Origin of the sequence: Saccharomonospora sp. (genome assembly GCF_027317685.1) — a bacterium.
GTDB lineage: Bacteria > Actinomycetota > Actinomycetes > Mycobacteriales > Pseudonocardiaceae > Saccharomonospora.
The window spans coordinates 1-7,761 of record NZ_DAHVQP010000043.1; the positions used below are offsets into that span (position 1 = coordinate 1).

General features: G+C 66.4%; 7 protein-coding genes and 1 pseudogene. All 8 read left to right on the plus strand.

Annotated features, from left to right (window positions below; genetic code table 11):
• Positions 1–56: 56 nt before the first annotated feature.
• Complete coding sequence (gene rho / locus M7H19_RS04765) at positions 57–2,108, plus strand: transcription termination factor Rho (RefSeq protein WP_298177534.1); 2,052 nt, start codon at positions 57–59, stop codon at positions 2,106–2,108.
• Between the two features lie 124 nt (positions 2,109–2,232).
• On the plus strand, positions 2,233–2,445 hold the full coding sequence (rpmE, locus tag M7H19_RS04770; RefSeq protein ID WP_298177521.1) for a 50S ribosomal protein L31: 213 nt from the start codon (positions 2,233–2,235) through the stop codon (positions 2,443–2,445).
• A gap of 100 nt (positions 2,446–2,545) precedes the next feature.
• A complete protein-coding gene (gene prfA / locus M7H19_RS04775; RefSeq protein WP_298177523.1) occupies positions 2,546–3,625 on the plus strand; it encodes a peptide chain release factor 1 in 1,080 nt (359 codons plus the stop codon).
• A 399-nt stretch (positions 3,626–4,024) separates the two neighbouring features.
• Positions 4,025–4,888, plus strand: coding sequence for a peptide chain release factor N(5)-glutamine methyltransferase (gene prmC / locus M7H19_RS04780; RefSeq protein WP_298177525.1), 864 nt, complete (start codon positions 4,025–4,027; stop codon positions 4,886–4,888).
• Between the two features lie 46 nt (positions 4,889–4,934).
• Complete coding sequence (locus M7H19_RS04785; protein ID WP_298177527.1) at positions 4,935–5,585, plus strand: L-threonylcarbamoyladenylate synthase; 651 nt, start codon at positions 4,935–4,937, stop codon at positions 5,583–5,585.
• A 79-nt stretch (positions 5,586–5,664) separates the two neighbouring features.
• Entirely contained in the window at positions 5,665–6,828 is a 1,164-nt protein-coding gene (locus M7H19_RS04790; protein ID WP_298177530.1) for an MraY family glycosyltransferase, read from the plus strand.
• A 103-nt stretch (positions 6,829–6,931) separates the two neighbouring features.
• The gene (locus M7H19_RS04795; RefSeq protein WP_298177532.1) at positions 6,932–7,453 is read left to right on the plus strand and encodes a hypothetical protein; all 522 of its coding nucleotides are present in this window, start codon (positions 6,932–6,934) and stop codon (positions 7,451–7,453) included.
• A 204-nt stretch (positions 7,454–7,657) separates the two neighbouring features.
• Positions 7,658–7,761 (plus strand): annotated as a pseudogene (locus M7H19_RS04800) (F0F1 ATP synthase subunit A); the annotation flags it as partial.

The following is a 7,761-nucleotide window of genomic DNA, read 5'->3' on the forward strand; positions in this document are numbered from 1 at the left end:
CGGGCGGTGGTCCGCTGGTCTGCGCGTGGAGTGTGGGCCGGTCAGGAAGGACATGTGTGAGCAACACCGATCTGTTGAGCGGCGACGTGGAGCCCCAAGCTGCATCGTCTGCAACGTCTGACTCGGGGGAGCAGGCGCCGCGATCCAACGGCGCGGGAACGACCCCGAAGCGGAAGCCCGGCGGGCTGTCGGGCATGGTGATCGCGGAGTTGCGCGAACTTGCTGCTGAGCTGGGCATCACCGGCACCACGGGTATGCGCAAGGGCGACCTCATCGCCGCCATTCGTGAGCGTCAGGGTAAGACGAAGCGGACGAGGACGACCACCAAGAGCAGCGGTTCCGCGGGCACGAGCGGTGTGGCCGCCGAAGAATCGACGCTCCCTCTCGAGGGTGTGGGCGAAACCGGCGAAACCAAGGTCAAGCGCGGCGAAGCCAAGCAGGAAGCCAAGCAGGCCGCCGAGCCGGGTACCGAGACTTCTTCGGGAAAGACCGCCGCAAGTGACGCGGAGCCCGGCAAGTCCGACAAGTCCACCAAGGCGGCCGGCGACGCGGGCGTCAAGGACGCCAAGGATGCCAAGGAGACGAGGGACACCAAGGACGCCGGACAGGAGAGCAGGTCGTCTGCCGATACGCAGGACGACGGCGGTGGCAGCAGCAGGCCGAGCAGGCGCCGCCGAGGTTCCTCCAGCCGTGGTGGGAGCTCGCAGAGCACGACGGAGTCGGGCGCGCCGCAGCAGGACGACGAGGCGCTGAGCCAGCGCGGTGACGGCGACGGCGACGGCAGGGACGGCAAGTCCGACGGTAAGCAGCAGCGCGGTCACGGCAACGCCGGTGGGGGCCAGAACAGCCATCACAGCGCTCAGGACGACGATGAGCGTGGGGGCCGGCGGAGTCGGCGCTTCCGTGATCGTCGCCGTCGTGGACGTGGCGAGGGCAGCGGTGGTCCCGACACCGAGATCCGTGAGGACGACGTCCTGCTGCCTGTCGCGGGCATCCTCGACGTGCTGGAGAACTACGCGTTCGTGAGGACCTCCGGATACCTGCCGGGGCCGAACGACGTGTATGTGTCGTTGTCACTGGTACGTAAGTACGGGTTGCGCCGCGGCGACGCCATCACGGGTGTGGTGAAGCAGCCGCGTGAGGGCGAGCAGCAGCGGCAGAAGTTCAACCCACTCGTGCGGGTGGACTCGGTCAACGGTCTGGATCCCGAGGTGGCGAAGAAGCGCCCCGAGTTCCACAAGCTGACGCCGTTGTACCCCAACGAACGGCTGCGTCTGGAGACCACGCCGAACAAGCTCACCACCCGGGTCATCGACCTGGTGATGCCGGTGGGCAAGGGGCAGCGTGCCCTGATCGTCTCCCCGCCGAAGGCGGGCAAGACGACGATCATGCAGGACATCGCCAACGCGATCACCACGAACAACCCCGAGTGCCACCTCATGGTGGTGCTGGTGGACGAACGTCCCGAAGAGGTCACCGACATGCAGAGGTCGGTGAACGGGGAGGTCATCGCCTCCACATTCGACCGTCCGCCGTCGGACCACACGTCGGTGGCGGAGCTGTCCATCGAGCGGGCCAAGAGGCTTGTCGAGATGGGACACGACGTGGTGGTGCTGCTCGACTCGATCACTCGTCTCGGTCGGGCCTACAACCTCGCCGCCCCGGCGTCCGGACGCATCCTGTCCGGTGGTGTCGACTCGACGGCGCTGTTCCCGCCCAAGAGGTTCCTGGGGGCCGCCCGCAATATCGAGGGCGGTGGCTCGCTCACCATCTTCGCCACGGCGATGGTGGAGACGGGCTCCACCGGCGACACCGTGATCTTCGAGGAGTTCAAGGGCACGGGTAACGCCGAGCTCAAGCTCGACCGCAAGATCGCGGAACGGCGGGTGTTCCCCGCGGTGGACGTCAACCCGTCGGGTACTCGTAAGGAAGAGCTGCTGCTCTCGCCCGACGAGCTGGCGGTGACCCACAAGTTGCACCGAGTGCTGCACGCGCTGGACTCGCAGCAGGCCATCGACTTGCTGCTGGACCGGCTGCGGAAGACCAAGACCAACATCGAGTTCTTGATGCAGGTCTCCAAGAACACACCCGGTGCGGACGAGAACTGACCAGGCGGGAACAAGGGCGCACGGGAGAGCGTTGGGTTCTTCTGGCAAACTTGCTTTCGCTGACGTCCGGCTCCGGTTCACCCCGCGGGCAGCGGGGACCCGGCGGCCATGAGGAGAGGACACCATGAAGAGCGGGATTCACCCCGATTACCACGTCACCACGGTGGTCTGCGGTTGCGGTAACACCTTCACCACCCGCAGCACCGCTCCGTCCGACACCATTCAGGTCGAGATCTGCTCGAACTGCCACCCCTTCTACACGGGTAAGCAGAAGATCCTCGACACCGGTGGTCGTGTGGCGCGTTTCGAGGCTCGTTACGGCAAGCGCAAGAAGTAGCTTCGTCGACGGCGCCCGCTTCTGCTGAGCACGGCAGGAGCGGGCGCCGTTTCGTGTTCGACGATGGCCTGTACAGGCGTTCTGAGGAAGGGTGCGGCCGGTGGAATCGGAAACACTGCGGGGGCTGCTCGACGAGTACGCCGAGCTTGAGGAGCAGCTGGCGGACCCGGCGGTGCACGCCGATCAGGCGCGTGCCCGCAAGTTGGGGCGCCGTTACTCTGAGCTTTCGCCCGTGGCCAAGACGGTGGACGAGTTGGAGACGACGCGTTCGGACCTCGTCACGGCCCGGGAGTTGGCGGCGGAGGACGCCTCGTTCGCCGAGGAGGCCGATCGCCTTGCCGAGCGGGTGTCCGCGTTGGAGGCCAAGCTGGCGGAGCTGCTGCTGCCACGCGATCCGTACGACGGCTCCGATGTCGTCATGGAGATCAAATCGGGAGAGGGCGGGGAGGAGTCCGCGCTCTTCGCCGGTGACCTGCTGCGGATGTATCTGCGCTTCGCCGAGCGGCAGGGTTGGACGGCGGAGATCCTCGACGCGACCCCGTCGGATCTGGGTGGCTACAAGGACGTCACGGTGTCCGTCAAGAGCAAGGGCGCCGAAGCCGAAGGCGTGTGGGCGCGCCTGAAGTTCGAGGGTGGAGTACACCGGGTGCAGCGGGTGCCGGCCACCGAGTCGCAGGGCCGTATTCACACCTCCGCCGCAGGAGTGTTGATCTACCCGGAGCCCGAGGAGATCGAGGTCGAGGTCGATCCGAACGATCTGCGTATCGACGTGTTCCGTTCGTCGGGTCCCGGTGGGCAGAGTGTCAACACCACCGACTCGGCTGTCCGTGTGACACACCTGCCGACCGGCATCGTCGTGTCGTGTCAGAACGAGAAGTCGCAGATCCAGAACCGGGCTCGTGCTATTCAGGTGTTGCAGGCGCGGTTGCAGGCGTTGGCCGAGGAGGAGGCCGCGGCGAAGGCCGCCGACGCCCGTCGTTCGCAGGTGCGGACGGTCGACCGTTCGGAGCGTGTACGCACGTACAACTTCCCCGAGAACCGGATCTCCGACCATCGCGTGAATTACAAGGCGTACAACCTCGACCAGGTCCTGGACGGCGAATTGTCCGGTGTGCTCGAGGCGTTGCTCGCCGCCGACCGTGAGGAGCGGATGGCCGAGGCACAGGTCTCCGGCGATTGATGAGGTGAGCCCACAGGCGGCCCGGATCGGCGAAAGCTGGGTGGCGTGGTCGCTCGAGGGTGTCGGTGTGTCCACCGAGGTTCGTCCGTCCCGACGGTGGTCCGTGCTCGCGCTATCCGGTGGCTGTTTTTCGGGGGAAGACGTCGCCGACGTGTACGATGGTGTCTGAAGTGGAGGATCGTTTCCGTTGTGGCGCCTCGGTTCTCAGTGTGGGGGTCGGACCGGTTCGCGCCCGGGGAAAGACACGGATCGGCTCGAACATCGATCTTGTGATCCTTGTTGTGGCCCCCAAGAGCTTTTCGGGAGTCCGCGCGCGGTGAACGGCGTCCGACATGGTCGGTGTCCGTTTCGGCGGTACTTGCGAGAACTCCATCGGAGGCATGTGCCAGGCTTGGGACCGTGAAGAGACTGCCCCTGCGATTGGCGTTGTTGGAGGCTGCTCGCACCCTCGAGGAGGCCGGTGTGGCATCGCCACGTACCGACGCCGAGCTCATCGCCGCCCACGTGCTCGGCGTGGAGCGTGGCAGGTTGCCGCTGGTCCCCCTCGTCGATCCTCCGGTGGTGGAAGCCATCGGGCGGCTCGTCGCCGAACGGGCTAAACGCGTACCGCTGCAGTACCTCACCGGCGAGGCCGTGGTGGGCGGTGTCAGCGTTCAGGTGGGGCCAGGCGTGTTCATTCCGCGCCCTGAGACCGAACTGCTGCTGGAGTGGGGACTGCGGCTGCTCAAAGGGCGCGAGTACCCGGTGGTGGTCGACCTGTGTACCGGTTCGGGCGCACTCGCGCTGGCCGTGGCCGAGGCCAGGCCGGACGCGGTCGTCTACGCGGTGGACAACGACCCGAACGCGTTGGCCTGGGCCCGTCACAACGCCGACCTTCGCGCGGAGGCGGGGGACACACCGATCAGGCTCTACTCCGGCGATGTGACCGATGACACGGTGTTCGCCGAGCTCGACGGACTGGTGGACCTGGTGCTGTGCAACCCGCCGTACGTCCCGGAAGGAACCCCCGTGCCGCCCGAGGTCGCCGATTACGATCCACCCCAGGCCGTGTTCGCAGCGGAGGGCGGACTCGACATCATCCGGCACGTCGTCACGATGGCGGCCCGACTGTTGCGGCCCGGGGGTGGTGTCGCCATCGAACATGACGACACCCACGCGAAGTCGGTGCCGCCACTGTTGGAGGTCCGCCGTGTGCTCACCGACGTGACCACACACAACGATCTCGCTGGTCGTCCCCGCTTCGTGACCGCGCGGAGGGTGTGAACCGCGGGCGATGGCTCCTCGGAAGGGCATCGCTAAGCTGACGCGCATGAGCGCGGTGTACGACTGCAGTGAACCGCACACGAGGGCCGACGGATTGGCGGCGGCCGTCTCGGCGGTGCGTTCGGGCAGGCTTGTGGTCCTGCCGACCGACACCGTTTACGGGATCGGCGCCGACGCCTTCGACGCGGAGGCGGTGCGGGCTCTGCTCCAGGCCAAGCACCGGGGACCCGACATGCCGGTCGGGGTCCTCGTCGGTTCTTGGTCCACCGTGGACGGGCTGGTGCTGGGACTGTCCCGGGAGGCCAGGACCCTCATCGAGGCGTTCTGGCCCGGTGATCTCTCGATCGTCGTCTCGCACGCGCCGAGTCTGCACTGGAATCTCGGTACCACGCGCGGCACGGTGATGCTGCGTATGCCGCTTCACCCCGTGGCGCTCGAATTGCTGCGCGAGGTCGGCCCCATGGCTGTCTCCAGTGCGAACGTCTCTGGGCGTCCTGCGGCTTCCACGGTGGAGGAGGCCAGGGAGCAGCTCGGTGGGTCCGTTGCGGTGTATCTCGACGGTGGTCCCAGTGGTGAGGCCGTGCCTTCCACGATCGTGGATCTCACCGGAGAGAGCCCGTCATTGTTGCGAGAGGGCGCCGTCAGTGCCGAGGCGGTGTCGGAAGCACTCGGTATGGAGATCGGCCGGGCGCAGTGACTGTGATCGGTAGCGATAACGTTGCGCATTGTGATCTTCCCGTGTGTCCTTCGCACCGGTTTCGGAAGGTGACGCGGTCGTGAATTCCGCCGTACCCGCCGGCCTTCCGATCCGGGAATACCTTCTCGTCGGTCTCGTTTCCGCCGCGCTGACTTTCCTGCTCACCGCTGTCGTGCGCCGATTCGCCATCAAGGTGAAAGCCGTCGCCATTCCCCGCAAGCGTGACGTCCACGTCGTGCCGATCCCGAGGATGGGCGGCGTCGCCATGTACTTCGGCGTGGTCGGAGGCATGGCGATGGCGCACCAGCTTCCGGTGCTCAGACGTGCCTTCGAGTATTCGTTCGACCCGATCGCGGTTCTCCTCGGCGGCGGCGTGATCGTGTTGATCGGCGCGTTGGACGACCGTTTCGAGCTCGATGCGTGGACCAAGCTCGCGGGCCAGGTCATGTGCGCGGGCATCCTCGTGTTGTTCGGAGTGCAGTGGGTCTCGCTGTGGGTGCCCTGGGGCGGCGACGCCGACGCTCTCGGCAATGTGCTCATGTTTGACCGGAACCAGGGCGGGCTGCTGGCCGTGTTGCTGGTGGTCGTCATGGTCAACGCGATGAACTTCGTCGACGGTCTCGACGGTCTGGCCGGTGGTCTCGGATTCATCGCGGCAGCGGCGACGTGTACGTTCTCGCTCGGTCTGCTCGCCCAGTCCGGTGGTGACGTGGGTACGTATCCGCCCGCGCTCATCGCCGCGACTCTGGCCGGTGCGTGTCTCGGGTTCCTTCCGCACAACTTCCAGCCGGCGAAGATCTTCATGGGCGACTCGGGGTCGATGATGATCGGCCTGATGCTCGCCGCCGCCAGTACCTCCGCGTCCGGAAGGATCAACTACATCTCGTTCGACGCGACCGACGTCGTCGCGCTGCTGTCCCCGTTGTTCGTGGTGGCGGCCGTGCTGTTCCTGCCGTTGCTCGACCTCGTCCTGGCCGTCATCCGCCGGACGCGCCGGGGGGAGAGCCCCTTCGCCGCCGACAAGATGCACCTGCACCACCGGTTGCTCGAGATCGGGCATTCCCAGCGCAGGGCGGTTCTGCTGATCTACCTGTGGGCGGGGATGTTGGCGTTCGGTGCCGTCGCGGTCACTCTCTTCGACACCAGCGCCGTGTTCTGGACGATGTGCGCAGGCTTGGTGGTCGCGGCTCTCATCTCACTTGTTCCCCGGCTGAGACGGCAACGCGAGAGCACCACCACCTAGGCTGTTTCCCGGATCGCTCGGGCCGTCGAGGCCATCTCCGGCGCGACACGGCCGGGGCGACGAGTCGATCGACAGTCGGGCACGGTGATCAGGGAGCGACGGGATGAACTCAGTGGAGGGCGGCACGACGCCCGACGCGGTGAACAGCGAGGCGGACGACGAGGCCGCCCGCGCCGAGGCCCGCGCGGTCCACGCGAAGTCGATCTACCTGCTCGCCGACGCGATTCTGCGCTGGGGCCTACGGCTGACATTGCCGTTGGCTCTGGTCACGATCGGCGTCGCCACGCTGACCGCCGGCGAATTAGGACTCGTGGGTTCCGGATTCGGGGTGGTGTTGGGTTTCGGCTCGTCCCTGGTGACGATCACGATGATGCGGGTGGCGGCGACGCGCCCGCCCAGCGCTCTCATGGGGCTGGCATTGGGCGGTTACGCAGTGAAGATGACCGTGTTGCTGGTGGTCATGCTGCTGTTGAAGGACGTGGACAGTTTCAGCAGACCCGCGTTGGCGTTCGGCATGTTGGTGGTCGTGGTCGCGTGGGCGGTGGCCGAAGTCGTGGCGTTCAAGACGACGCGGACCCCGACGATCGTCGTCCCTCGAACGGCCCAGCATTCCCCGGACGAATGAGCGTGGCTCCCCGGTTGAGCGATCAAGAAGTACGCCCGTACGGCTGCCTATGACACCCCTGGTATCGTCCGCCACAGGCTTCACCCCTATACATAGGGGATGCCCTGCATGGTGCCGGAACTGTATCCGGTACGTTAAGTCCAGGTTTGTGACGATTCCCCCGGCGGAGTGAACGCCGGCCGGGAGAACTCGGAAGGAGCCCAGTTGGGCGCGCTGGTACTAGCCGCAGGCGACGAATTCACGCCGCCGACGGCGGAAGCTTTCAATCTGCCGCCGATCTTCGGCTGGGTCACCAAACCCATGCTGCT

Excerpts from the sequence above, each read along its gene's own strand:
- rpmE (WP_298177521.1), top strand. The coding sequence starts at position 2,233 with ATGAAGAGCGGGATTCACCCCGATTACCACGTCACCACGGTGGTCTGC.
- M7H19_RS04785 (WP_298177527.1), top strand. The coding sequence starts at position 4,935 with ATGAGCGCGGTGTACGACTGCAGTGAACCGCACACGAGGGCCGACGGA.
- M7H19_RS04795 (WP_298177532.1), top strand. The coding sequence starts at position 6,932 with ATGAACTCAGTGGAGGGCGGCACGACGCCCGACGCGGTGAACAGCGAG.